The organism is Ralstonia sp. OTU4908, assembly GCF_038440115.1.
GTDB classification, from domain to species: domain Bacteria; phylum Pseudomonadota; class Gammaproteobacteria; order Burkholderiales; family Burkholderiaceae; genus Ralstonia; species Ralstonia pickettii.
Map to the genome: position 1 here is coordinate 19,479 of NZ_JASATD010000036.1, position 22,981 is coordinate 42,459.

General features: G+C 62.5%; 20 protein-coding genes and 1 tRNA gene. 9 read left to right on the forward strand and 12 right to left on the reverse strand.

From position 1 onward, the window contains the following. Positions 1 to 125 precede the first annotated feature (125 nt). Together ffh and AAHM38_RS21190 are read left to right on the forward strand one after the other, a co-directional pair. On the forward strand, positions 126 to 1,541 hold the full coding sequence (ffh, locus tag AAHM38_RS21185; RefSeq protein ID WP_012762947.1) for a signal recognition particle protein: 1,416 nt from the start codon (positions 126 to 128) through the stop codon (positions 1,539 to 1,541). A gap of 67 nt (positions 1,542 to 1,608) precedes the next feature. Beyond that, entirely contained in the window at positions 1,609 to 2,157 is a 549-nt protein-coding gene (locus AAHM38_RS21190; protein WP_012762948.1) for a hypoxanthine-guanine phosphoribosyltransferase, read from the forward strand. Between the two features lie 65 nt (positions 2,158 to 2,222). Here AAHM38_RS21190 and AAHM38_RS21195 read toward each other — a convergent pair whose 3' ends face one another. The 4 genes from AAHM38_RS21195 to AAHM38_RS21210 all read right to left on the reverse strand — a co-directional run bounded on the left by AAHM38_RS21195 (position 2,223) and on the right by AAHM38_RS21210 (position 6,272). After that, positions 2,223 to 2,816, reverse strand: a complete 594-nt coding sequence (locus AAHM38_RS21195) for a MarC family protein (protein WP_009241579.1) — start codon at positions 2,814 to 2,816, stop codon at positions 2,223 to 2,225. A 13-nt stretch (positions 2,817 to 2,829) separates the two neighbouring features. Further along, positions 2,830 to 3,696 (reverse strand): 2OG-Fe(II) oxygenase, encoded by an 867-nt coding sequence (locus AAHM38_RS21200; RefSeq protein ID WP_009241580.1) that lies wholly within the window; start codon positions 3,694 to 3,696, stop codon positions 2,830 to 2,832. A 66-nt stretch (positions 3,697 to 3,762) separates the two neighbouring features. After that, entirely contained in the window at positions 3,763 to 4,524 is a 762-nt protein-coding gene (locus tag AAHM38_RS21205; protein ID WP_012762949.1) for a lytic transglycosylase domain-containing protein, read from the reverse strand. 23 nt (positions 4,525 to 4,547) lie between these two features. After that, the gene (locus AAHM38_RS21210; RefSeq protein WP_012762950.1) at positions 4,548 to 6,272 is read right to left on the reverse strand and encodes a proline--tRNA ligase; all 1,725 of its coding nucleotides are present in this window, start codon (positions 6,270 to 6,272) and stop codon (positions 4,548 to 4,550) included. A 220-nt stretch (positions 6,273 to 6,492) separates the two neighbouring features. On the opposite strand from AAHM38_RS21210, the gene AAHM38_RS21215 reads away from it, so the two are divergent. Together AAHM38_RS21215 and AAHM38_RS21220 are read left to right on the forward strand one after the other, a co-directional pair. Further along, positions 6,493 to 7,200: an RNA pyrophosphohydrolase gene (locus AAHM38_RS21215; RefSeq protein ID WP_012762951.1), complete on the forward strand. Its 708-nt coding sequence runs from the start codon at positions 6,493 to 6,495 to the stop codon at positions 7,198 to 7,200. Positions 7,201 to 7,205: 5 nt separating this feature from the next. Beyond that, a complete protein-coding gene (locus AAHM38_RS21220; protein ID WP_012762952.1) occupies positions 7,206 to 7,838 on the forward strand; it encodes a CNP1-like family protein in 633 nt (210 codons plus the stop codon). Positions 7,839 to 7,932: 94 nt separating this feature from the next. Here the strand turns inward: AAHM38_RS21220 and proB are convergent, their stop codons facing one another. The 4 genes from proB to rplU all read right to left on the reverse strand — a co-directional run bounded on the left by proB (position 7,933) and on the right by rplU (position 10,993). Further along, positions 7,933 to 9,057 (reverse strand): glutamate 5-kinase, encoded by a 1,125-nt coding sequence (gene proB / locus AAHM38_RS21225; RefSeq protein WP_012762953.1) that lies wholly within the window; start codon positions 9,055 to 9,057, stop codon positions 7,933 to 7,935. Between the two features lie 33 nt (positions 9,058 to 9,090). After that, complete coding sequence (gene obgE / locus AAHM38_RS21230; RefSeq protein WP_009241586.1) at positions 9,091 to 10,185, reverse strand: GTPase ObgE; 1,095 nt, start codon at positions 10,183 to 10,185, stop codon at positions 9,091 to 9,093. A gap of 198 nt (positions 10,186 to 10,383) precedes the next feature. Continuing rightward, positions 10,384 to 10,644 carry a 50S ribosomal protein L27 gene (rpmA, locus tag AAHM38_RS21235; protein WP_009241587.1) on the reverse strand — a complete coding sequence of 87 codons (261 nt, stop codon included), beginning with the start codon at positions 10,642 to 10,644 and terminating at the stop codon, positions 10,384 to 10,386. Between the two features lie 37 nt (positions 10,645 to 10,681). Beyond that, on the reverse strand, positions 10,682 to 10,993 hold the full coding sequence (gene rplU / locus AAHM38_RS21240; protein ID WP_004633023.1) for a 50S ribosomal protein L21: 312 nt from the start codon (positions 10,991 to 10,993) through the stop codon (positions 10,682 to 10,684). A 334-nt stretch (positions 10,994 to 11,327) separates the two neighbouring features. Here rplU and ispB point away from each other — a divergent pair, with 334 nt between their 5' ends. From ispB to AAHM38_RS21255, 3 genes are all read left to right on the forward strand, one after another. Next, the gene (ispB, locus tag AAHM38_RS21245) at positions 11,328 to 12,257 is read left to right on the forward strand and encodes an octaprenyl diphosphate synthase (RefSeq protein ID WP_049779105.1); all 930 of its coding nucleotides are present in this window, start codon (positions 11,328 to 11,330) and stop codon (positions 12,255 to 12,257) included. A gap of 26 nt (positions 12,258 to 12,283) precedes the next feature. Next, positions 12,284 to 12,360: transfer RNA gene (locus AAHM38_RS21250), tRNA-Pro, on the forward strand. A gap of 172 nt (positions 12,361 to 12,532) precedes the next feature. Next, entirely contained in the window at positions 12,533 to 14,128 is a 1,596-nt protein-coding gene (locus AAHM38_RS21255; protein WP_012762955.1) for a site-specific integrase, read from the forward strand. A 213-nt stretch (positions 14,129 to 14,341) separates the two neighbouring features. Here the strand turns inward: AAHM38_RS21255 and AAHM38_RS21260 are convergent, their stop codons facing one another. Continuing rightward, the gene (locus AAHM38_RS21260; protein ID WP_012762956.1) at positions 14,342 to 16,519 is read right to left on the reverse strand and encodes a DUF262 domain-containing protein; all 2,178 of its coding nucleotides are present in this window, start codon (positions 16,517 to 16,519) and stop codon (positions 14,342 to 14,344) included. Between the two features lie 249 nt (positions 16,520 to 16,768). On the opposite strand from AAHM38_RS21260, the gene AAHM38_RS21265 reads away from it, so the two are divergent. Beyond that, positions 16,769 to 17,236, forward strand: coding sequence for an HAD domain-containing protein (locus tag AAHM38_RS21265; protein ID WP_041668536.1), 468 nt, complete (start codon positions 16,769 to 16,771; stop codon positions 17,234 to 17,236). Positions 17,237 to 17,347: 111 nt separating this feature from the next. Then, positions 17,348 to 18,721, forward strand: coding sequence for a hypothetical protein (locus tag AAHM38_RS21270; RefSeq protein ID WP_146049737.1), 1,374 nt, complete (start codon positions 17,348 to 17,350; stop codon positions 18,719 to 18,721). A gap of 100 nt (positions 18,722 to 18,821) precedes the next feature. On the opposite strand, the gene AAHM38_RS21275 is transcribed toward AAHM38_RS21270, so the two are convergent. The 3 genes from AAHM38_RS21275 to AAHM38_RS21285 form a co-directional block, all read right to left on the reverse strand. Further along, a complete protein-coding gene (locus AAHM38_RS21275; protein WP_012762960.1) occupies positions 18,822 to 19,580 on the reverse strand; it encodes an HNH endonuclease in 759 nt (252 codons plus the stop codon). Between the two features lie 24 nt (positions 19,581 to 19,604). Further along, a complete protein-coding gene (locus AAHM38_RS21280; RefSeq protein ID WP_012762961.1) occupies positions 19,605 to 21,326 on the reverse strand; it encodes a UvrD-helicase domain-containing protein in 1,722 nt (573 codons plus the stop codon). 1 nt (position 21,327) lies between these two features. Beyond that, positions 21,328 to 22,981: ATP-dependent nuclease (locus AAHM38_RS21285; protein WP_287276969.1), on the reverse strand; the 1,654-nt coding region annotated here is incomplete at its 5' end.

Below are 22,981 nucleotides of genomic sequence, written 5' to 3' on the forward strand. Positions count from 1 at the left end.
CGCCGAAAGCCTCGTTGGGCGGCAACGCAACATGCGCACATTGAGCACATTCCCAGCCGGCGCAAGTCGCACGCGCGCCGGCCGCCTCTTCATCCCGTCCCCAATTCCGGATCCCTGTCACTGTCATGCTGGATAACCTGACCCAACGGCTCGCGCGCGTGGTCAAGACCATGCGCGGCGAAGCGCGCCTGACCGAAGCCAACACCGCCGAGATGCTGCGCGAAGTCCGCCTGGCGCTGCTCGAAGCCGACGTGGCGCTGCCGGTCGTGCGCGAATTCATTGCCCGCGTCAAGGAAAAGGCGCTCGGCGAAGACGTCATCACGAGCCTTTCGCCGGGCCAGGCGCTGGTCGGCATCGTGCAGCGCGAGCTGACGGCCATCATCGGCGGCCAGGAAGCGCTGGAAGGCGTCGGCAGCAACATCATGGGCGGCCGCGCCGCCGAGCTGAACCTCAACGTCACGCCGCCCGCGATCATCCTGATGGCCGGCCTGCAAGGCGCGGGCAAGACCACCACGGTCGGCAAGCTCGCCAAGTGGCTCAAAGAGAACAAGAAGAAGAAAGTGCTGACGGTGTCGTGCGACGTGTATCGCCCCGCCGCCATCGCGCAGCTGAAGACCGTTTCGGAGCAGGTCGGCGCTGACTTCTTCCCCTCGCAGCCCGACCAGAAGCCGGTAGACATTGCCGCCGCGGCGCTCGACTGGGCCAAGAAGCACTACCACGACGTGCTGATCGTCGATACGGCCGGCCGCCTCGGTATCGACGAGGCGATGATGCAGGAGATCGCCGCGCTGCACGCCCGGCTCAAGCCGGCCGAAACGTTGTTTGTGGTCGATGCGATGCTCGGCCAGGATGCCGTCAACACTGCCAAGGCCTTCAACGACGCCCTGCCGCTGACCGGCGTGGTGCTGACCAAGCTCGACGGTGATGCGCGCGGTGGCGCGGCGCTGTCGGTGCGTCACATCACGGGCAAGCCGATCAAGTTCGTCGGTGTGGCCGAAAAGCTCGACGGGCTGGAGCCGTTCTATCCCGATCGCATGGCCCAGCGGATTCTGGGCATGGGCGACATCCTTGCGCTGGTGGAAGAAGCCCAGCGCGGTGTCGACATGGAAGAGGCGCAAAAACTTGCGGCCAAGATCAAGAAGACCGGCGGCTTCGACCTCGAAGATTTCAAGGCCCAGATCGGCCAGATGAAAAAGATGGGCGGCCTGGGCAGCCTGATGGACAAGCTCCCTGCCCAGCTGGCGCAACAGGCGCAGGGTGCCAACATGGACCAAGCTGAAAAGCAGGTTCGCCGCATGGAAGGCATCATCAACAGCATGACGGCTGCCGAGCGTGCCAAGCCCGAGCTCATCAAGGCAAGCCGCAAGCGCCGCATTGCCGCGGGGGCTGGCGTGCAGGTGCAGGAAGTCAACCGTCTGCTCAACCAATTCGAGCAGATGCAAGGCATGATGAAAAAGCTCAAAGGCGGCGGCATGATGAAGATGATGCGCGCCATGGGCGGCATGAAAGGCGGCATGAAGGGGCTGTTCGGCGGCCGCTGAGCGGGCTACCCCCCTCCTGAATCGCACTTTTGATCGACACACCGAACCGTTTCACCGAACCGAAAAGATGCTGAGCGCAGAACAGGCCCGCGAACTCTGGGCCAACTCCGAAGAAATCGTCAGCGAAGACGCCGTGCGCGGCTCGCTGGACCGCATGGCCGAAGAGATCACCGAGAAGATCGGCGACACGTTCCCGATGGTGCTGTCGGTGATGGGCGGCGCGGCCGTCTTTACCGGCATGCTGCTGCCCAAGCTGGCCTTCCCGCTGGAGTTCGACTACATCCACCTCTCGCGCTACAACAACACGACGGTGGGCGGCGAGATGCAGTGGCGCGTGGCGCCGCGCGAGTCGGTCAAGGGCCGCACGGTGCTGGTGCTCGACGACATCCTCGACGAAGGCGAGACGATGGCCGCCATCCGCTCGCGCATCATCGACATGGGCGCCGCCGAGTTCTACTCCGCCGTGCTGTGCGAGAAGACGCTCAGCAAGTCCAAGCCGCTGTACCCCGACTTCTGCGGCTTCAACGTGCCTGACCGCTACGTGTTCGGCTGCGGCATGGACGCCAAGGGCTACTGGCGCAACCTGCCGACCATCCGCGCGCTCAAGAACACCTGACGCAGCACCGCGGCAAGCAAAAAGGGCCACACCTCAGTCGCCCTTTTTTGTTGCCCGCGCGTGGTTCAGAGTTGATGCGCGAATGTGCGGATGCCCTTGAGCAGCATCTCCACCGAAATCGCCACCAGAATCAGCCCCATCAGACGCTCGAAGGCCATCACCGTGCGTTCGCCGACGAGGCGCTGAATGTGCGTGGCGCTCAGCAGTACCACGGCGCACACGGCCATCGTCGCGCATAAAGAGCCAACCCACGTCCACATGCGCCCCGGCGCCTGCGATACAAGCAGCATCACCGTGGCCATTGCCGACGGGCCTGCGATGGCCGGAATCGCCAGCGGCACGATGAAGGGCTCGCCGGTGGGCTGCGACTCGGCAGCGCCTTCACGCGGGAAGATCATCCGCAGCGCGATCAGGAACAGCACGATGCCGCCTGCAATCTGCAGCGACATGTCGGTCAGGCTCATCATGCGCAGAAAGCTCTCGCCGAAGAACATGAAGACGAGCAGCAGCACGAACGCAATGCCGACCTCGCGCAGCACGACACGGCTGCGGCGCTCGGGGGCGACCTGCCGCAGCGCGGAGATGAAGATGGGAATGTTGCCGAGCGGATCGGTGATCAGCACCAGCAGGACGGTCGCCGAGAGGAATGTATATTCCATCGCCTGACGTCGATCAGGCGCCGCGACGATAAGGGCGCTCCCGCAGCCATTTGGTGGCGATCCACTTCTCGCCGCGCTCGACCGGCAGGCCGGCGTGCAACGTGTCTTCATCCAGCGTGCCGTCGGGCCGCTTGTAGACGAAGAAGACGGCGTTGCCCTTGACGGGCGCCACCTCCAGCCCGAGCTTCGGAAAGCCCGTCGCGCCGCCCGCCTGCACGCTGTTGAGGTAGATGACCATGGTCGCCACGCGCTGACCGCCGACTTCAAGCTGGCGCGCCTCGCCGCTGCGTCCGGGGTTGAAGAAATCGAAGTGCGGCTGGTATTCGCCGCCGGGCTGGTAGTTCAGCACCTGGAAGCCCTCGCCGTGTTCGACCGGCACGCCCACGGCCTGCGCGATACGCGCTTCGATCTTGGCGATCAGCGGATGCTCCCCGACCTGGAACATCCCGCCCTGGCTGGTCCGGGCCGAGATCAGGTTTTCCTCGCCCGTATCGGGGTTCACGACGGGCGAACGCTTGAGGCGGTTGCGCCCGATCGCGATCAGCTCGTCACACTCCTGGTCCGACAGAAAGTGCTGGAACAGCACGATGCGCGGCGTCTCGATTGCGAACAGGATCGGGATGTCACCATCGGCGGTATGCACGGCATTGCTGTTTTCGACCGCCTCGTCGGCGGCAGGCGTCGGCGCGGGCGCCACGACGGGGGCGGGCGCGCGGGCAGTCAGCGCCTCATCGACGACGCGGCGCGCGAAGGCGCGGTCGTAGCCGGATTGCACCATCGAAGCCACCAGGGATTCGGCCTCGAAACCTTCGGTCACGTGACGCTGCAGCCAGTCGCGCAGCGCGTCAGACATGGTCGCGTACGGTTGGGTGGTGGACATGCGGGATGGAGATGCGGGCGAGGGAAAGATGGCCTTATTGTAGGCCGACGGTTCGCCGACGGAAGATCACGAACCGCCAGCCGGCCCGCCAGCAATACGCAGCGGCGAGAACGGATTGCGCGCGGGCACTTCCGGCAGCGCTTTGGCACGGGGCGTGGGAGCAGTGGATTCCGCAGGCACCGGCGCCGATACCGTCATCGCGCTCGACTCCTGATATTGCCAGCGCTTCCAGGCGGCCAGCACGGCATTCGGATATTGGGGCTGGCCGCGGCTGCCGTTGTAACGGCCTAGCGCCAGGTACAGATTGCCGCCTTCCATGTCGAGGTAATGACGCAGGATCGTGCAGCCATACCGCAGGTTGCTTTGCAGATGGAAGAGCTTGCGCGAGTCGTTGTCGCCGATGCTGCGCGTCCAGAACGGCATCACCTGCATGAGGCCCATCGCACCGGCACTGCTGATGGCGTACTTGCGGAAACCGCTCTCCACCTGAATGAGGCCGAGCACCAGCGCCGGGTCCAGGCCGGCGCGCTTGGCCTCGTAATACGCCGTCTCGATCAGTTCGACACGTACCGACGCCTGCGGAATCTTGCCGGACATGCGCACAGACATCTCGGCCAGCCAGCGCAGGTAGCCGAGTTGCTCGTCGTTGCTGGCAAATACCGGGCGCAACGGGCGGCTGTCGGCCACGGCGGCAGACAGCGCGCTGCGCACGGAGTCCGCCAGATATTCCTCTTTCTGGGCGCCCGCCCACGCCGCCTGCGTGCCCGCGAGCAACGTCCCCGCGCACAGCGCAGTGGCGATCAGGCGGGCTGAATACAAGCGGCGCATGCGGGGTCGGTCCTGTTGTTGCGTTATTGCGCGAGACGCGCCTTCAGCGTGGCCAACACATCGGCCGGGGCCACAGCGGTGGCGGCTTCGTCGCGGCGGCCTTGAAATTCCAGCTTGCCTTCCTTGAGGCCGCGGTCGCCCACCACGACGCGGAACGGCACGCCGATCAGCTCCCAGTCGGCAAACATCGCCCCGGGGCGCTCGCCGCGGTCGTCCAGCATCACGTCGATGCCGGCGGCAACCAACTCGGCGTGCAGGCGATCGGCTTCTTCGCGCACGGCGTTGGAGCGGTCGTAACCCACGGGGCAGATCACCACCTGGAACGGCGCGATCGATGCCGGCCAGATAATCCCGCGCGCATCGTAGTTCTGCTCGATGGCCGCACCCAGAATCCGCGTGATGCCGATGCCGTAGCAGCCCATCACCATCGGCTGCGTCTTGCCGTTCTCGTCGAGGAACGTCGCGTTCATCGCCTCGGAGTAGCGCGTGCCCAGCATGAAGACGTGACCGACTTCGATCCCGCGGCAAACGGCCAGCGTGCCCTTGCCATCCGGCGAGGGGTCGCCGGCCACCACGTTGCGCAGGTCGTAGACCTCGGGCTCGGGCAAGTCGCGGCCCCAGTTCACGCCGGTGAAGTGGTAATCCTCTTCGTTGGCGCCGACCACGAAATCGCTCATGGCGGCCGCCGTGCGGTCTGCCACCACCTTCACGGGCAGCTTCGTGCCGATCGGGCCGAGATAGCCAGGGCGCGTGCCGAATGCGCGGAGGATTTCGCCCTCGGTTGCGAAGCGGAAGTCGGCCAGACCCGGCACCTTCGATGCCTTGACCTCGTTGAGTTCATGGTCGCCGCGCAGCAGCAGCAACCAGATCTGGGGCTCGCCGCCCTCGACTTCGGTGGCCAGCACGATGGATTTGATCGTGCGCTGCAGCGGAATACCCAGTTGCTCGGCCACAGCCTCGCACTTGGAGCGGCCGGGTGTATGCGTCTTGGTGAGGGCCTCGGTGGCAGCGCCACGCGGCGCGGCCGGGGCAACGGCTTCCGCAGCCTCGATGTTGGCGGCGTAGTCCGAATCCGGGCAGTAGATGATGGCGTCTTCGCCCGTATCGGCAATCACGTGGAACTCGTGCGAGCCCGAGCCGCCGATAGCGCCGTTATCAGCCGCCACGGCGCGGAATTCCAGGCCGAAACGCTGGAAGATGCGCGTGTAGGCGTCGTACATTTTCTGGTACGACAGCTTCAGGCCTTCGGCGTCGCGATCAAAGGAGTACGCATCCTTCATCGTGAACTCGCGGCCGCGCATGATGCCGAAACGCGGCCGGCGCTCGTCCCGGAACTTGGTCTGGATCTGGTAGAAATTGACCGGCAGCTGCTTGTACGAGCGGATTTCGGTGCGAGCGATGTCGGTCACCACCTCCTCCGACGTCGGCTGCATGACGAAGTCGCGCTCGTGGCGATCCTTGAAGCGCAGCAGTTCGTCGCCCATCTTGTCCCAGCGGCCGGTCTCCTGCCACAGCTCGCCCGGCTGCACCACCGGCATCAGCACTTCCACCGCGCCGGCGGCATTCATTTCCTCACGCACGATCTGCTCGACCTTGCGGATGACGCGCAAACCCACGGGCATATACGTATAGAGGCCCGCGCCAAGCTTCTTGATCATGCCGGCACGCATCATCAACTTGTGCGAGACGATCTCCGCGTCAGCGGGCGCTTCCTTGAGCGTGGAAATGAAGAATTGGGACGCTTTCATGCGACTGACAATAAGGGATGACGCGGCCAATCAAAGCCGCGAAAACAAGGGCAAAAGCCACCGGAATCAGGAGATGAGACGAGGCGCCAGGCGCACATTCGCGCAATCGGCACCCCTCCCCCAGGAGGCGCGAGTGAGCGGCAACATTTCGGCTTCTGTGACAGCCGAGCGACGGGCCGCTCTATAATCGGCGTAATTCTAAAGTATTCGAGGTGCAGTCATGCTCGATCGTGAAGGCTTCCGCCCGAACGTCGGCATCATCCTCATCAACGCAAGAAACGAGGTGTTCTGGGGCAAGCGCATTGGCGAGCACTCCTGGCAGTTTCCACAAGGCGGCATCAAATACGGCGAAACGCCCGAACAAGCGATGTTCCGCGAACTGCACGAAGAAGTCGGCCTGTTGCCAGAACACGTCCGGATCGTCGGTCGCACGCGCGACTGGCTGCGGTATGAGGTGCCGGACAAGTTCATCCGCCGCGAAATACGCGGCCACTATCGGGGCCAGAAACAGATCTGGTTCCTGCTGCGCATGGTCGGTCGCGACTGCGACATCCAACTGCGTGCCACCGAGCATCCGGAATTCGATGCGTGGCGGTGGAGCCAGTACTGGGTGCCGCTCGAAGCCGTCATCGAGTTCAAGCGCGAGGTGTATCAGCTGGCGCTGTCGGAGCTTTCCCGCTTCGTGCAGCGTCAGACCCGTGCGCCGCTGTCACCCTACGGGCGCGGCGGCCAGCACCGCGAGCGCGATGGACGCGATGGGCGCGAGAGCCGTGAGCGATCCGGCGGCCAAGGCGGCCGGAACGAGCAGTACGCCCAGCCGGCCCTGGCCGTCACCACCACGACGGTCATCGTCGAAACGGTGAGCGTATCCGCACCGGCCCCTTCCTCTCCCAACCCCGACGACACGTCTCCCAAGGACAATTCGTGAATCTGATGATGACGACACGTGGAGCGCGCAGCGCTCTCGTGCCGCTCGCGCTGGCGGCTGCGCTGGCGTTGACGGCATGTGGCCATAACCGCACCGGCGACCTCGAAGACAAGCTGTTGATGGACCCGTTCATCGACAAGCCCTTCACGGAAGACGCCGTGACTTTCCCGGCCCCGCCGGTCGATCGTGATGCCGTGCCGTTCGATGTGGGCGGCCGTGATGAATCGCCGCTGCGCTTTGCAATCGATCCGAAATCGGTGTCGATCGGCAAGGACAACGTGGTGCGCTACACGGTGCTGATCACCAGCAAGACCGGCGCGCGCAACGTCAACTATGAAGGCCTGCGCTGCGACACGGCGGAACGACGCATCTATGCGACGTTGCGCAACGACACCAACCAGTGGGTCGGCAACCGCGCGGTCGATATGAACGAAACAGCGAATGCCGAATCGGCAAGCATGAATGCCTACAAGCCCGCGACCGATTGGCAACGCGTTGGCAATGGCGGGCCGACGGACTATGCGTCGGCACTGATGCGCTCGTACTTCTGCGACGTCCGGTCAGTCGCGGGGGACGGGAAAGCCTCGACGCTGGTGCGGCGGCTCGGCGGGCAGGGCGGAAGGTATTACGGGCCCTGAGCGGCAGATACCGGCGTGCTGTATGCACGCCCCAAACACAAAGGCCAACCTCGCGAGGTTGGCCTTTTGTTTGCATGCACGCCGAGCGGCTGGATCAGAGCAGCACCAGGTTATCCCGATGCACCAGCTCGGCAGCGCTGACGTAGCCCAGCACCGCCTCAATCTCGGACGATGCCTTGCGCGCGATCAGCCGGGCCTCGGCGGAGGAATAGTTCGTCAGACCACGCGCCACCTCGCGGCCCGCCGCGTCCACGCAGGAAATCACTTCGCCGCGCGCAAATTCGCCTTGCACTTCCGTCACGCCGATCGGCAGCAACGACTTCCCGCCGGCCGTGAGCTTCTCGACCGCGCCGGCGTCAAGCACCACGCGACCGCGCAACTGCAGGTGGTCGATCATCCACTGCTTGCGCGCCGCCATTCGCCCGGTGGGGGCGCGGAGCTGGGTGCCGATGGCCTCGCCGCTTGCCAGCCGCGCGAGCACGTCAGCCTCGCGACCCGACGCGATGATGGTGTGCGCGCCCGATTTTGCAGCACGCTTGGCCGCCAGAATCTTCGTCAGCATGCCGCCCTTGCCGATGCTCGAACCGGCACCGCCGGCCATCTGCTCAAGGTCCGGCGTGCCGGCTTGCGCCTCGTCGACAAAGCGGGCGCCCGGCTCCTTGCGCGGGTCGGCGGTGTACAGGCCACGTTGGTCCGTCAGGATGATCAGCGCGTCGCCCTCGATCAGGTTGGTGACGAGTGCTCCCAGCGTGTCGTTGTCGCCGAACTTGATTTCATCGGTGACGACGGTGTCGTTCTCGTTGATGATCGGCACGACACCGAGGCTCAGCAGCGTGAGCAGTGTGGAACGTGCATTGAGATAGCGCTCGCGATCAGCCAGGTCGCCATGCGTGAGCAGCACCTGCGCCGTGCGGATGCCGTGTCGCGCGAACTCGGATTCGTACACCTGTGCCAGCCCCATCTGCCCGACGGCGGCGGCGGCCTGCAACTCATGAATTTCTTTCGGACGCTTGGCCCAGCCCAAGCGCTGCATGCCCTCGGCGATGGCACCGGAGCTGACCAGCACAACTTCCTTGCCCGCCGCCCGTAGCGCCGCGATCTGCGCAGCCCAGCGGGCAATGGCGGCCTGGTCGAGGCCACGGCCGTCGTTGGTAACCAGGCTGGAACCGACCTTGACGACAAGGCGGCGCGCATCGGCGATCAGCGAATGCAGGGCCATGGTGGGCGTGTCTCCGAAGGAAGTTTGTTGTGTTTACGCTTGATCGTCGTGGCCGACGTTGTGCAGGCTCGGGTCCAGACGCTGGTCGGGCGCGGCGGCGGCTGCATCCTCTTCGGCGCGCAGCTCGTCGAGGTACTCCTGAATCGCATGAACAAGCGCCTGCGTGCCATCGTGCGTCAACGCAGAAATGCGGTGCACCGGGCCCTTCCACTTGAAGCGCTTCACGAAGTCTTTCACGCGCGCTTCGCGTTCGTCCTCGGGCACCATGTCGAGCTTGTTCAGGACGAGCCAGCGCGGCTTATCGAACAGTTCAGCGTCGTATTTCTTCAGCTCGCCGACAATCGCCTTGGCTTCAGCCACCGGATCGACGCTCTCATCAAACGGCGCAAGATCCACGACGTGCAGCAGCACGCGCGTGCGTTGCAGGTGGCGCAGGAACTGATGCCCCAGACCCGCACCTTCCGCGGCACCTTCGATCAGGCCGGGAATGTCCGCCACCACGAACGATTTCGACGGGCCCGTCCGGACCACGCCCAGGTTCGGGTGTAGCGTCGTGAACGGGTAGTCGGCAATCTTCGGGCGCGCGTTTGAGATGGCCGTGATCAGCGTCGACTTGCCGGCATTCGGCATGCCGAGCAGACCCACGTCGGCCAGCACCTTCAACTCCAGGCGCAGGTTGCGACGCTCACCGGCCTTGCCGTCGGTCTTCTGGCGCGGCGCGCGGTTGGTGCTCGACTTGAAGTGGATGTTGCCCCAACCGCCTTCGCCGCCCTGCGCGAGGCACAGGCGCTGGCCGTCGACGGTCAGATCGGCGATCAGCTCCTCCGTGTCGGCATCGTAAATGGCCGTGCCCACGGGCATGCGCAGCGTGATGTCCTCGCCTGCAGCGCCGTAGCAGTCGGCTCCCCGGCCGTTTTCGCCGTTGCGCGCCAGATGCTTCTTGGCGAAGCGGTAGTCGATGAGGGTGTTGATGTTGCGGTCAGCCACGGCCCACACGCTGCCGCCCCGCCCGCCGTCGCCGCCATCCGGCCCGCCGAACGGGACGAATTTCTCGCGGCGCATCGAGGCGCTGCCGTTGCCGCCGTCTCCAGCGATCACTTCAATCCGGGCTTCGTCGATGAACTTCATGGAGGTCTCCGCCCGTGCGGCGTGCGCACGGCAGGTAAAAAAAAGAAATCGGCGCCACTCGCGCCATTGCTAACAGAACGCGCCTGGAAACACGCACCAAGAAGCTGCGTACCGCCCAGGATCAAGGTCGGGTTTTGTTAGCAGCCAGAAACGAAAAAGCCCCGCACGGGTGCGGGGCCTTTCTACTACAAGGCTGAATCAGGCCGCCGGAACAACGTCGACGAACTGCTTCTTGCCTTCGCCGCGGGTGGCGAACTTCACGTGGCCATCGACCAGCGCGAAGAGGGTGTGGTCCTTGCCCATGCCCACGTTCACGCCAGCGTGCGTGCGGGTGCCGCGTTGGCGGACGATGATACCGCCAGCGTTGATGGCTTGACCGCCGTACACCTTCACGCCCAGGCGCTTCGACTCGGAATCGCGGCCGTTCCGTGTGGAACCGCCGCCTTTTTTCTGTGCCATGACTGAACTCCTATCCGGTTACGTAGACGACGCAGCCTTAGGCCACGATCGAGTCGATACGCAACTCGGTGTAATTTTGACGATGCCCTTGGCGCTTTTGATAGTGCTTACGACGGCGCATCTTGAAGATGTGCACTTTGTCGTGACGACCGTGGGAGATGACGGTGGCTTTGACGGCAGCCCCGCTCACCAGCGGCGCACCAACCTTGAGTTGGTCGCCGGCGCCCACTGCGAGCACCTGGTCAAGCGTGATTTCTGCGCCAACGTCCGCCGGTATCTGTTCTACTTTCAGTTTTTCGCCAGCAGCAACCTTGTATTGCTTACCGCCGGTTTTTACGACCGCGTACATTGTCGGACCTCGATAAAAGAACTAAAACGTGACTCTTGTGCCACTCGCCGCCCACATGCGCGGACAACGGACACAGAGAACTCGCAACTATACAAGAAAAACCCAAGCAAATCAAAGACTAATACCTGGCACGTGTGCTGCGCCTGCGCAACGGCCCGCCACGTCAAGCGTGGGGCGCCCCGCCATCGGGCAAACCGCCTTGTTGCTCTATAATCTCGCGGTTTTTTGCGCTGTTTGTCCGCGCGCAAGTCGACCATCAGCCACACGTTTTCTGTCGGAATTCGCCTTGACCCAGACCTCCGCCTCCGTCCTGCTCGCCCCTGTCGCAGAAGACATGCGCGCCGTCGATGCCGTGATCCGCCGCCGCCTTGGCTCGGAGGTGGTACTGATCAACCAGATTGGCGAGTACATCATCAGCGCCGGTGGCAAGCGCCTGCGTCCGGTGATCCTGCTGCTGGTGGCGAATGCGCTGGGCTACAAGGGTGAACATCAGCATGAGCTGGCCGCCGTGGTCGAGTTCATCCACACCGCCACGCTGCTGCACGACGACGTGGTTGACGAATCGGACCTGCGCCGCGGCCGCAAGACCGCCAACGCCGTGTTCGGCAATGCGGCCAGCGTGCTGGTGGGCGACTTCCTGTACTCGCGTGCCTTCCAGATGATGGTGCAGGCGAACAGCATGCGCATCATGCAGATCCTGGCCGACGCAACCAACATCATTTCCGAAGGCGAAGTTCTGCAACTGCTGAACATGCACGACCCGGACGTGACGGAAGAGCGTTACCTGCAGGTCATTCGCTACAAGACCGCCAAACTGTTCGAGGCAGCCGCCCAGATCGGCGCGGTGCTCTCGGGCGCGGGCGCCGCCATTGAAGAAGCCGCTGCTGAATACGGCCGCCGCATCGGCACCGCGTTCCAGATCATCGACGACCTGCTCGACTACACCTCCACCGCCGACCAGATGGGCAAGAACGCCGGAGACGACCTGCGCGAAGGCAAGCCGACGCTGCCGCTGATCCATCTGCTATCGAACGGCACGGAAGAGCAGCGCGCGCTGGTGCGCCAGGCCATCGAGCAAGGCGGCACGGAACATTTCGACGCCATCTTCGCTGCGATTCAGGCTTCTGGCGCGCTGGAGTACACGCGTCAGGCCGCCGAGCGCGAAGCCGCAGCGGCCGAAGCTGCAGCAAACGCATTACCCCCTTCCCTTTTCCGTCAGACGCTGATAGACTTGTGTGCTTTCTCGCTGCAACGTCAGTCCTGACACGCACGAGATCTGCGAAGAAGCATCGGGGTGTAGCTTAGCCTGGTAGAGCGCTACGTTCGGGACGTAGAGGCCGGAGGTTCGAATCCTCTCACCCCGACCAGAATTTTCCTTGTAAATCAAGGACATCAAGCCCAGCAATCGCTGGGCTTTTTGCTTTCTGGTCGCCATCTGTGCCAATTCTGTGCCACGACCGCGTCGTTTCGGGCTCTCCGGGCGAATGGCTAAAAACATTCGCTTCACAGGTTTCCATCCATTCACTAGGAAACCGCATCGTGGCCACCATCGAGAACCGCAGCAAGTACGTCGTCTCCGTCAAAAACAACGACGCCCTGCAACGCACCTTTCCGTTCAGCGAGCTCCAGCGTGCCAAGGCGTACTGCGTAGAGCTGCGCGAGCAGGGCTACAAACCCAAGCTAGGCCAGCTCGAGGACACCTTCCTCGTGCGCATTCGCCAGAAGGGCCACAAGGCACAGCAGTTCACCGTCGACTCGCTGGCCGAGGCCGAGTCCGCCGTCGCCCGCATCGAAGCCGAACGCCGCGCGGGCCTGTTTCGCGACTACACCCGGGCGCACAACGTTACCTTCGCCGACCTGATTCGCCGCTACATGGAAGAAGAGGGGCCGCAACACAAGGGCTGGCACAAAGTCGAGCGCTACAAGTGCCAGGGTTGGCTCGATGACCTGGCGGGCAACCTGGCGCAACGCGACGCCCAGCGCGCGGCGGAAATAGTCGCCACCGGCCGCGCCGGCACAGCCCGTCGCGCGATGCGCGTGCCGGCCACCGGCCTGCAGTGGATGGAAAAGCCGTTCGCGCAGGTCGAGACGATGGATATCGAGGGCTACATCCGCGACCGCCTGGACGTGGTGGCCGATGCCACCGTCGACCGCGAAATCGACGTGCTGTCGGCGATTTGCAACGTCGCGGTCAAGGTCTGGAAATACCGCGTCGACGACAACCCGATGACCGGCGTGCGCCGCCCGCGCTACTTCAACGAACGTGACCGGCGCCTCAAGTCTGGCGAATGGGAGCGGCTGCTGGCTGCCGCCATCGAGGAAGACCGCCTGCGCTCCATCGAGCTGCGGGCGCAGGAACTGATGGGCGACGCCCGGGCACAGGCTGCGCTGCGCCCGACGGTCTATCAGAAGAAAGGCCTCATCAAGGACGCCCTGGCCGAGTGCCGCGCGCAGGCCGAGCAGGACTATGAACACGTCGCGCTGTATGAGACCCTCGTCCAGTTCCAAGTCATGACCGCCGCGCGCCGGGGCGAAACCCTGGGTACGACGTGGGACAACGTCGACCTGGAAGCGCGCACGGTGTATCTGCCGGAGACCAAGAACGGCCGCCCGCGCAAGCTGCCGCTGCGCGCGGAGTTGGTCGCACTGCTGGAGGCCCTGCCACGCACCGACGACCGGGTCTTTCCGCTGTCCGAAGACGCGCTCAAGAAGGCGTGGAAGCGCATCTACGTGCGCGCTGCCATCGAGGACCTGCACATCCACGACCTGCGCCACGAAGGCATCAGCCAAACCGCCGAAACCGGGCAGTTCTCGCTGGTCGACCTGCAGGAGTTCAGCGGGCACCGCGACGTGCGCATGCTGCTGCGTTATTCGCACCTGTGCACCACCAAGCTGGCGCACCGGCTCGACGCCGCCTTCGCCGATGGTGGCCAGCGCTCGACGACCCAGGTCCACCGTGGCCGCCTGCGCCTGCGGGCCGGCCAGGAGCTGTCGGTGGCCACCATCCTGGCCGATGCGCCGGAAGCCGCGCAGCCGAAGCCGGTTGAGCCGGCCCGCAGCAAGCCGGCACTGGTGAGCAACGTGATTACGTTCCCCGGCGCACGTGCCGCCGGCGGCATCCACGCGGGCCGCTAAGGCGGGTTCCCGGGCTGCGCATCGGCCCGGGTTGCGCCGGAGGACTCAGCGCCATGCGCCGCCAGCACCACGAGCGCACGTCGCGTGGCGAAGCGCCGAAGCCGTCGTCGGCTACTAGATTCGCGCCTATGGCGTCTAGGCAAACCGGGCGCCCGTGACACCGCCCGGCCACTCACTGGGGCCTGGCTTTGGGTAGTTGGCGCGGCGCGCTGGTCAGGCGGCCGCCAAGGCCGGCGCTTGCCCCTGCGTCAAGAAGCTCAGGTCCAACAGGAATGCCACGATTTGCTCGGCCAAATCGCGCGAGCGCTGCTCGATATAGCGCTGCCCCACAATCCCCTTGCTGTCGCGCAGTGCCTGCAAGTGGGACGGCCAGTACCCGTTGTGCATGCCCTTCTGGTCGATAGCGCGCAGCTTTTCCAACGGTGCAAGCTTGCCGAGCGAACCATTGGAACTCTTCTCGAGCAAGGCGCCATTGCCAAGTCGATTGATGAGGCTCACGCGCGCCTTCTCATCCAGCGTCAAGACTTGCTCAATTTCAGTCTGGGCTTGCAGCACGTCAGCATCGTTCTCTGCGCCGGGCCCAATTTGCATGCTTTCCACAGCTTGGGGCAGCACATGCTCGAACTCGAACTGGGCGACCTGCGTATACGAGAGCTTGACGCCCATGGACCTAAAATCCGCGACCGCCAGCAGCACGCGGGCGAAATTTCGCTGGCGAGACAAGCCAAATTCGCCGGCCACCAGCGTGTCATGGAGCTCCGTGCGGACGTAGGCGACTAGGTCCGGCGTAATCGCATGACCGCCGGCGGCCTCGCCGCGCGCCTTGTAACCGAGGCCATTCGCCACATATAGAAACGCCTCCTGCAGGGACAGCTTGCTTGCCAGGTCCCGCGTGAGGTTGATGGTCGAGCGATTCGAATAGCTCGCTACCCGCAGCAGCAGCAACATCTTGAACAAATCCTTGACCGCATTGCTCTTGGCCAAGGGGTGAGGATTCGCCTGTTCGGCTTCCCAGACACGTGCCACCAAGACCCATAACGACGAGACGGGAATCCGCACCAGCATCCTGTACAGGTCGACGTAGCCCGTCAGGGAGGGGTTGCTCGTGTCGAGCACATAACTCTGAAAACTGTCGAGGGCGCGCAGACTGTTCAGCACCGCTTGCTGAGCGTCATTGGCCGTGCTGCGGCCGACAGAGCGCACCTTGGCGAGGAGGTGACGTACCCATTGCGACGCCTTGGTGTTACCGTCCTTGCTCTCGTAGCGGGCGATATAGTCACACAGGCTTTCGCCATCAAACGCCACAATTTCGCTCTTCTTGACGCGCTCCGCGATTTCACCCGGGTTGTCCGTCTTGAAGCCCTTGAAGCTGCGGAACAGCGAATTCAAGAGTTCGGGCGACGTCAGCGGGCGTGTTTGGCCGTTGATTTGCGCAAAAATCTCTGCCGCCTGGTCATCCAGTACAATGCGGTCAACGTCGTTATTGCCCTTGGGCTCGAGAATCAGTAGGGCAAGGCTGAACGTTGTTTGACGCTCGGCGTAGTGCGAGAAGTGTCGATACAGCGCCGACAGGGAAAGCGCATCGAGATGCTCCCGAATGCCCACGAACGCGGCGTACAGCGGGATGGTGGCAATCTGCTCGATTTTGGCGCGGAGGTTTGCCTCCTCGTTACGCGTCTCCCGCACCGCCTCCGCAACCACCGCCCGTTCGGCGAGGATTTCCTGCGTGAGACTGGTCAGCTGCGCAAGCTCCCTTTCTTCCGCCTCGGACAACCCCTCGGTACGCTGTTTGCTCTGCAGCCTTTCGCGAGCTTGGTGCGGGATGTTTCTCGTAGTCCGTTGGCTCCGTACTTCAAGTAGGTGCGCGTGAGATTTTTCAATCTCGGCCTCGAGGGCTTTGATGCGGGCATCCGACTCGACGAGGAACGTGCGCAGGTTTGCCACCGTCCCATCTTCATCGACCATGAACTCGATGTTGGCGTTGGCAATCTTTGCGAGCGCGTCGACGTGGTCTTGGTTGCGGCTCAGCTCCCCGAGTATGTCCTGCGTGTCGTCCGACAGCTCTGACTTCGCTTCGTAGGCTTTGAGCCGCGATTCACGCTCGGCTAGCAAGGCAACCGCGACTACGGTCGACGTCACCAGCCGGTGCTGTCCGTCTGTGACGAACATCTCGTTGGCACTCGGTGCAGCCCGGCTCCAGGGCGTCTGGCAATAACCGAAGACCGAGCCAAACAGGTTATTGGCCTTGGGGTTGGCCAGAAAATCTCGGAAATACTCCACCGCTTTTTCAGGGGTCCAGCCGTACGGCCGCTGAAAGATGGGCGTTCGAAGCGCCTGGCACGAGCAAAGGTCGACGAGTGTCGGCGTGTACACCTTAACCTCAGTGCTCATGACGATGTTCCCCCTCGTTTAGCTTTGTGGAAAACGGCCGCCGCCCCGACGGCTCCCCCGGGCGCCGGAAGGCAGATTAGCACTTTCAAAGCAGGCCCATCAATTCCAATGGGCCCCGGCAGCCCGGCGCGCCAGCCCCCGATACGGCCAATAAGAGCCGCACGTACCGACTTATAGCAACGCCGGGGTCGTGTACGCTGCAAAGGTCTCACTTCCAACCGCTTGCATAGCAGCGACCACGGGGACACCTTGCCCGAGTCTCGCGTCCTATTCCTCGATTTCGATGGTGTCCTGCACGCAGTTGACGAGCCGCCGCTCAATGGCGGCGGCCGCCTGATGGCAAACCCGCGCCTGTTCGCTTGGCGGCCAGTGTTGGAAGACATCCTTGCGCCGTACCCCAAAGTTCGCATCATCGTCAGTTCAGACTGGCGGCGCTTGCTCGACGATGACAACCTAAAGCGTGCGCTCGGCCCGTTGGCGCCCCGTTTCACCGGTGTGGTGGAGCGCTGGTGTGCGTCACGGGTCGACGAGATTCTCACCAAGGCACGGCGCCGCAAGCTGACGACGTGGCTTGCCGTCGATGACCACCCCACGGTGGTTGCGGCCAGCCGACGCGACGTCCGCTTCATTGCCTGCGAGTCTGATACCGGCCTGAGCGCCCTGCCGGTACAGGCGAGACTGCGCGCAGCGCTGACAAACCTCGTCGACCGGTTGTAGTTCGCCCACCCGGCGGCGGCTAACGCGAGGCGCGCTATACAGGCCCCGGATAACTATTCAAACGAAGATAATTCGTATGGCGTGACATCAGCCCGCCTGTCGCCACAAACCATGGAGCAGCCACGAGTTCCGACCGCTGGCGTCGCCGAGACCGGCAATGTTGCTGGTGAACATCCCTGTCAAATACAGAAATTTCTCATGCTCGCCCTTGACGTTCATACCTCTCAGGTTCCCGAGATGTTTCAGCGCTTCTGCACTGCCATTGGGGAAGAGCATTGGCGCAAGCGAGTTCGGCAATGCAAACAGGAGATGAAGGGAAACGTGTTCCTACACGACTATCTGGTTCGCGAGAACGACATGGCGTTTCAGCTCGACCATTTGAGCGAACTCGTCCACCGGTTTGGGCGTATCCCGCTGGCTGAAGCGGAGAATCATCATGTTTACCCAGCCTTGGCTCTGGTGGCGCAGACGCTATCCGTCCTCGACGCATCCAAGAAGGACGATGCAGAGCGCTTTCGTCGCCGCCTGCACGGGGCCTTCAAGAACCCTGCAGATATGCGGGGACTTCGATTGGAATTGGTCGCAGCGACACATTTTGCGAGGCGTGGCCAGAGAATTTCTTGGCCGGAGACCAATGGTACCGGCACCTTCGACCTGCTCGTCGAAGGTGATGGACATGCCCCCTTAGAGGTCGAGTGCAAATCCATTGGTGAGGATAAGGGACGCAGAATTCACCGCCGTGAAATTATCGACTTCGCCGCGCTCTTGAAGCCCCACGTGCGTTCCACCACAAGCGGTTTGCGTCGAGGATTGTCGGTCGTCGTGACAGTTCCCGACCGTCTACCGAGTTCCCACCGGGAGAAAGTTGACCTTGCCAAGGCGCTGGGACACATCATCTTCGCAGGGAGCACGGGTGACCTGGCCGATGGTACCTCTGTCAGGATGACGGAGTTTGATGTCGCCCAGGCCGTCACGGGGTCGCAGCCAGACCCCAGCGAGCTGCGCGCAACCGTCGACGCGATTAGCGGCACCAACAACCGCTCGGCCATCGTGATTGGTACGCGCGAAGGCGGAATGTTGACCTTGACGATTCAAAGCCGGCGCGACGACGCGTTCATGGCATCTGTGTTCAACACACTGAGCGATGCCGCCAAACACCAACTCACCGGCACGCGGGCTGGAATGCTCCTGACCGGCTTTGATGGACTTGATGGTGAGCAGTTGCGCTCCATTGCCGCACAGGACCAGGATTCATCTCAGCCCGCAACTGCGCTGCGCGTGGCGGCTAGTCGATTCCTATCTTCTGACACGCGCAACCATGTCGTTGGCGTCGGCTTCGTGAGCAGAAGCGCTCTTCGGGCACCCACAAGTGGCTTGGTCGAGTCCGGAGGGACCGCGTACTACTTCCCCAAGCGGGAAAGCACGTTTTGGTGTGACGGCTTTAGCGGAATGTTTGAGTGGTCATCTAAGGTCACGGCGACGTAGATATGGCCCCCCCCCCCGCAGCGTCGAGGCCGTCATCCGCGATAACTGTCACCAACCCGGTGAACACTACGGCGAAGGCGACGGAGCAAGTCAGTTTCGGTCAGGCGGCGAGAAATACCTGCGTGCGGTGATACCGCAGATACTCTTGATGAGAAGCTGAGACGACGGAAAGCTGCCACGCGGGGTTGATACCAAGTTGCGCTACGGCGTCAGCAGGCAATCGGCTGCTTACCACTAGTTCACCAGCATCCGTAAACGTAATCCAACCCCCATCAAACAAGGCGTCGAGGTGCGGCGCCAGCAGGAGTCCGTTGAAGACGTCTAATCGTTCGTCGTCGGTCTCGCATTTCGCCCATGGTTTGATGTGGGAAGCTCTGAGGAGCGGCACGACCCCCAGCCCCGTCACCGCACAACGGCCCTGCCAGTACGCTACGAGCGCATCGCGGAAGATGCTCTGTCCAACTCGCTGCACGACAAGCCGCTCGGCTTCCGTCGATGTCGGCAACATTTTCACTTCGGCAGCGAATCGCGCAGGCGCGTCGCGGGCCAAGACGCGGGCAATCGGAACCGAGCGAAGCAGCAAACGGTAGAGAACCTCATAGTCGGCAACTCCCTCTACCCGTGCGGCCCAGGGCGGCGCCTCTTGCAACGTCGACGAAACCGCACAGTCGGCTGCGGTCTTTTTCCCCCAATCCGCATCGGAGAACCCGACACAATAGTTGCCTTCTACCACCTGGGACACACCAAGAACGTATGGAAAAGCGCTGGACCGGAACATCAGCCAGCCCCCCTCCACCATGGGTGTGATGTCAAAGCCGGCATCCACCGCCGCCTTTTCCACTCTGACTCGTTCAAGCATCACACATCCCCCATCGACACCGGACTATTCCACCCAGGCCTCGAATCCTTTGGATTCGATTGCCTGCAATAAGGCCTTTTTGGCAGTGTTAGGAACGGCGAGCAGGAGCAGGTCTCGCGCCCGTGTTACTGCGACATAACCGATTCGGCCGTCTTCAGTTGTTGTGCCTTCCACCAACTTGTTGATGTCAGCCGTCCGAGCAAGGTAGAGAACGGCCGTCACCCCCTCCCCCTTCACCTGATGCACCGTATCGACGCGAATCCCTGCACCCCCAGCCGCAACCAAATCAGTTTCCCATAAGGGCTTATCTGGGAGGTCCTTGATGGTAAGGTTGCGCCCCCAGTTCTGCGACCGTGCAATATCGGTTTGACTCTCCACGGCTTCCAGCAACGCCTCAACGCGCGCCTTGAGTTGTGGGTGCCAAGTCGATTTGGCTTGCAATGTGGCGGCTGGCAGCCCTTCAGCGGGCGACCGAAGAAACTCCCAAAGCAATCGACGCGCTTGTCGCGCGCTCCCTTCCGCAGTCGACGTAAGCACGTCTTGTTTGAAATCGTTGGGCGCGTTCTCGATAAGTCTGACGAACGCGTCAACGACACACCTGAACGCCTCAGCAATATCGCCACCACGGTCGCGAAAAATCGCGGCGCGCGCAAACAGGCCCGTCGCGCCGACACCGATATCGCTCTGTCCCCCAGTTAGACGCTGAACCGTCGAGTTACCCCGACAGACAACCACCGCGTCCTCCTTGTCGTACTGATTGGCTTCGAGGATTCCCGCGAATGTCGCCATCAGGTCGTCCAGCTTGTCTTCATCGTATGGCAGGTGGAACGCGCCATGCCTCCTCGGGCCAGGTTCGCGAATCGGCGTGCAGCCGGCTCCGGCGAGGTGATTGGCGACATTGACTATAGAATTCACCGAGCGACGATTCTGAGACAGGGAGAAGTTCACCACCTTCGGCTTCGTTCCGTACTCCCTCAGGAAGCTGCCATCTGCTCCAGCAAATTCGTAGATACCTTGGTTGGGGTCCCCGATTAGCGAGACGGTCGAACCGCCCCCGGCGAGTGCATCGAGTAAAGCCCCATGTAGCGGCCCGACATCCTGTGCCTCGTCGACCAAGATATGCGGAAACCGGTAGCACAACGCTTGCAGGAGCCAATCCTTCTCAGCCAGTGCACGCAACGCCCAATAGCGTCCAAGCTCATGTGTGTAGGCGCCCGCTTTACCGAGTTTCTCAATAACGTCCTGAGCCTTCCAAGCCTCTACCGGTACAGGGGGCTTGCCCGCCGCCTGCAGTAAGTACTCAAGCGTCCCATCGCTTTTGAATTGGACACGAAGCTCACTGATGGGATGAGGATACTTGCCGTCGAAAACGGTGAACCCCCTGAGAAACGGCTCAGTTCCATGAACCAGGAACGGGCTCCTTGATGCACCCATTGTCCTTGCTCCATGTGGTCGCAAAACGTAGGTGGTCAGGAACGAGTCGACCGTCCCAATAAGCACACGCTGCGACAAGCCTGGCAGCGTGCGCAACAGCGTGCCAAATTCTTGCTTGAAGGTGTCTACGGCTACGTTCGAGTAAGAAAACAGCGCCACATATCCATGACTGTCGCCGAGCCGTCGCCGCACCTCGACCAAGCGGCGCACTGCCGTTACTGTCTTCCCGCTGCCCGGACAGGCAATCACACATTGCGGGACGAGGTCCCCTCCAATGATGGCTTCCTGCTCTGGCGTCGCGATGAAGCCCATATCATTCGGCCGTAATGAAATTGAGGGCATCGGCAAGATAATCCGGCACTTCGATATCAAGCCCGTCCGAAACAATCGCCTGGGCCAACGCTTGACCGTAGGCACCTTTCTGGACGTTCGCCTTGCCTTCTCCTCGCTCGAACATTCCTTTGAAGAGCACTTTGGCCTTATCCTCGTCCTTGGCTGCTTCCACGTCCGCTGCCAAGTCCTTTGCGATGCCAGGATGCAGGTCTTTGAGGGCTTCAAGCATCGTCGCACGATTCGTGGCAGTCATTGCCAAGTCGTACTCCAGTGTCTTCGCGGCAAGAAACGGACGGACAAAGGTGTCTGATTGCGCTTGGATGCTCTTTGCCGTTGCAGACGGCTCATGATGCTCGCCAGGCTGAGGGTAGATTCCTGTGGGGTCACCGTCGGTGACCACAGCAACTGGTACTTTTAGCGCCGTCTCACCAAACAGCGGCAGGAAAGCATCGAAATTCAGGCCATCCGTGCTGATGACACTGACGGAGTGCTTCCTCAAGTCTATGCCGAGTTTGTGCGCCATGGCTTCGACCAAAAAAAGCTCTGCAGTGCCTTCAACCAAGATGATTCGTCTGGCGAAGAAGATTTCCGCTCTCGTCACGTTGAGATAACGCTGGAGCTTCTCCTTCTTCCGCTTCTCAAAAGCTATTTCCCTAGGGGCAAGACAGCCAACGGCTTCTGACGCCTCATAGATGCAACTGATGGAGTCAATATCGGCGAGCGCAGCAAAGTTCGGCGAGTGGCTGGTCACGAACACCTGGACTGGATTCTCGTTGACAGCGGGTGTCTCGACTGATTTGAGATACTGCAACAACACCGCTTGAAGCTGGGGGTGCAAATGCGCCTCAGGCTCTTCCACGATGAGTGCGCGGTAGGCTGCCTCTTTGTTCAACGAAAGCTCGCTGAGCACGACCGCCATGTAAATGAGGTTATTGAAGCCGAGTCCATTCTGCTCGACGTCGAAGTCGGCAACCGCTAACGCCAAACGTGCCGCGACGCGCTGGAAATCACTCGGGCTCAAGCCAACGGCCAGCTTTTGGCTCAACACCTTGCCGAGCATGTCCGTATGCCTCTTCGTAATCGCGGCCTGGGTGTCGGTGATGGGCTTCTTCGCACGCAGTTCAGTGTCCAGCTTGGTGAGGGTTTCGACGACCTCCTGACGGCTTGCGTCGTCCGACAGCCGTTGCACCAGGCGCGCAAGTTGGCTGCTGCGACTTGGTCTCAGACCTTGAGCGGGGTCCCGTAGGGGTGGCAGATATACGGCCCGCAGGTCCTCCAGCATCTCGGATGCAATGGGATTGTCCTCGTGGTCTCCGCACCAACGCCGGACCCGCAAGCGTCCACTGTCGTCTGGATTCGAATAGCGAACAGTTAGGTGCGCCTCGTATTCCGTTTCGCCCTTCGCGTTGGTCGTCGGTTTCAGTGCGGTCAGAAAATCCGCCTCTTCCGACTTACTCAGCCCAGCGAAGACGTAGCTGAACGTCGCCTGCGCCGACTGCGCACCTGCATCTGTTACATGAAGGTCATAGCTGCTGACCCGCAGCGCGCCCTCATCCCCTGCCGAGAGAAGCACGCGCAAAGCATCAACTACCGCCGTCTTGCCTGCGTTGTTGGGGCCAACAAGTACGTTGAGC